Source organism: Hyella patelloides LEGE 07179 (assembly GCF_900659865.1).
In the GTDB taxonomy this organism is placed as follows: Bacteria; Cyanobacteriota; Cyanobacteriia; order Cyanobacteriales; family Xenococcaceae; genus Hyella; species Hyella patelloides.
In genome coordinates, this window is sequence record NZ_LR214231.1 from 1 (window position 1) to 2,668 (window position 2,668).

At 40.2% G+C, this 2,668-nt stretch carries 2 protein-coding genes; both read right to left on the minus strand.

All coding sequences use genetic code 11. The features are described from left to right. Window positions 1-409: 409 nt before the first annotated feature. On the minus strand, window positions 410-1,582 hold the full coding sequence (locus H1P_RS32590; RefSeq protein WP_144875529.1) for a ParB N-terminal domain-containing protein: 1,173 nt from the start codon (window positions 1,580-1,582) through the stop codon (window positions 410-412). Further along, a complete protein-coding gene (locus tag H1P_RS32595; protein WP_144875531.1) occupies window positions 1,551-2,372 on the minus strand; it encodes a ParA family protein in 822 nt (273 codons plus the stop codon). The genes H1P_RS32590 and H1P_RS32595 overlap by 32 nt, the downstream gene beginning before the upstream one ends. Between the last annotated feature and the right edge of the window lie 296 nt (window positions 2,373-2,668).

Sequence of the window (2,668 nt, forward strand, 5' to 3'; positions counted from 1 at the left end):
TCAAATATTAATCTAATTGAGAGTGAGTCAAACATGACAAGCAAGAAAGTGAGAGTCAAAGCGCATACCCGTACAATCCATACCAGGATTTACAAATTCGTGTGTAAAAGCTGTACGAAAAAAGTAGAAAGAGAGACTTACGCGACAATCTGTCCCCTGTATTGTGACAAGTGCAAAAACAAAAGACGTAATGGTTTGGTAGCAGCGACGACAAGGTAAAGGAGGCGAGGAGTGGAGAGATAAATAAAAGCCCATCACCCCAATTCGGTTGATGGGAGAAGACCAAAAAATGTTCAGGAGATTCTAATATCTGGTGAATTGAGGAGTGAATTGCTGTATCGATTAAGACTAATTTCTCTTTGGTCACGCGAGCGTGACTGGGAGCGATCTCACCATAACTTGTTTGCCGTTAATTTTCCAAGGAGTCTAGTTGGTTTTTGATGGCAGTGAGTTTTTGTTCCATAACTCGTTGGAGGGATTTTAGTTGGCGGGGTTTAAGCTGGTTGATGCTTAATTGATGGAGATTTTCTTTAGTGGTTTGATAAATTCTGATTGCTCCTTCAGAATCATTGGTCTTTTTTGCGGACTGACTACGTTCAATAATTATCTCTGATACCATTTTTCTGGTATCGGTTTCATTGAAATTTTCTTGAAGTACTTTTTGGGTAGCATCGAGTCTAATTTGCCTGGCAACGGATTCACTACAGTTGAGTTTCTTGGGTTGGAGTTGATTGAGAATTTTCGCCAAATGACACCCTAAATCTTGAGTACGAGCAGCATTTTTCAGGTCGTCGCTGAGTTTAACCATATTTAAATCGTTAGCGACAAAGGAATTAAAATTAATTTGCAACTCTCGCAGAAAGGAGAGTATTTGAATCTGCCGATCGCTAAAATTGAGAGCAATTAGAGCATCTTGGATCGAGTTGACTCCTTCTCTTTCTAGTTGTTTTAATAGTGACTTCCCTGTGGGTTCTTTCTCAAAACGATACTTAATGTTACGTAGCAGTTTGACGACATCGATTGTTGAGGAATCAACTTCGAGCGCAATTTCCCTGACTACAGCCTCAGCGCGATCTAAAGGAGTCAAGCTTTCGCTATGCAAGTGATGAATTAAAGTACGACGGTGAATATTATCTTCTTCGGTCAAGTTAGAAAAAACCGCATCCAAACGACTCCAATCATTGTGACCCGTCTCAACTAATTTACAAGCAGCACGCCAAGTTACTTCTCCATCTTCGAGATAGTAGAACCCTTTGGTTTCATTTGGGGCAGCGATTAAGATTAGGGGTTCTAACTGACCTTTAGTGCGAAGAGACTCACATCTTTTGTCAATCATCGCTGAGGTAAAAGTGACTCGACACTGCTGGCTGGGTTTGATTTGATTAATGAAGACGGAAAACTTGCCAGACTGCTGCTCTAACTGAGAACGCAATTGTGCGAGTAATTGTTCTCGCTCAATCGCTTCAGCATCAAGTTTTTGGATTTTTTGTTGTAATTGTTGGATTTTACTATGTCCTTCTTTAGCAGCGATCGCTGTTTGAAAGCTATTGTTAACGCGGTTTTGAATTCTGTTTTTCACCATAATTGTTTAAACTAATTTTTTCTAAATCATCTACTAACTGACTAAAGTTAAGATTGATCGGGTCAGAGGCACGAATTTGTTTTAAGGGTTGACCCCTCAAAGAAGCATTTTTCAGTCGTTGCCATTGGCGTAGTGGAGGATATAAGGGAATTTCTAACTGTTGGGCAACATCTTTGATTGCCGAGAGTAACTCTAACTCGTCAGCAGATTTATGATTGAAATGATTGGGTATCAGACCGAAAATTTCTGGAGCAGGGTCGAGGTCTAGTTCGAGACACTGCGACCAGATATATTGAATCAGGTTAGCTGCGGTGAGAGCCTTAACCCCCATATCTAAAGGGATTAAAACATGGGTAGAAGCAGAAAGAGCATTTTCCGAGAGCAAATCAAATCCAGAACGACAATCAAAAATAATCAAGTCCGCATCTAAGGGGTATTTCTGGAGAGTTTTAGCCAAAACATACTCTCTAAGTTTCCTCGATACTAATCGTTCTGTCATCCCTTTGAGTTCTTGAGTTCCCTGTATAACTGAGATGAGCTTAGAACCAAAGACATTTTTATCGGGGTAATTGCCATCAAAGTCAGACTCAAAAAGTCTAGCTGAGGTGAGTTTGGGGTCTAATTCTGGTTCGAGATCGACAAAGCTATCTAAGCTGTGATTGGAATCGAGATCGATGAGAACTACTGAATAGCCTCTCAAACTCCACTCATAAGCAAGATTGACGGCGATTGTGGTCTTGCCAACTCCTCCAGCGTCTGAAAGGGAAACAAGTTTAATGAGCGACCTCATAAAGAACAGTCAAATTAGAATAGTGCTATTCTAATCGCAAAATCTCGTAAAATCAAATGAATCAAGCTATTCTCAAGGCTCTTTTTTCTGGGATTGTCCACTGAATTTGTCAATTACGATTGTAGTCTAAACTCCAGAATCAAGAATATTTACTGAAAGAGGGCGACCACCATTGACCATTGGTGACAAGTTAAGAAATAGTGCAAATTGTCAAATGCAGTCAAATTGAGGGGTGTAGGAATTTTAAACTAGATAGCAAATATCAATTCTGTCCCCAACTTAGACCCTCGCGACTA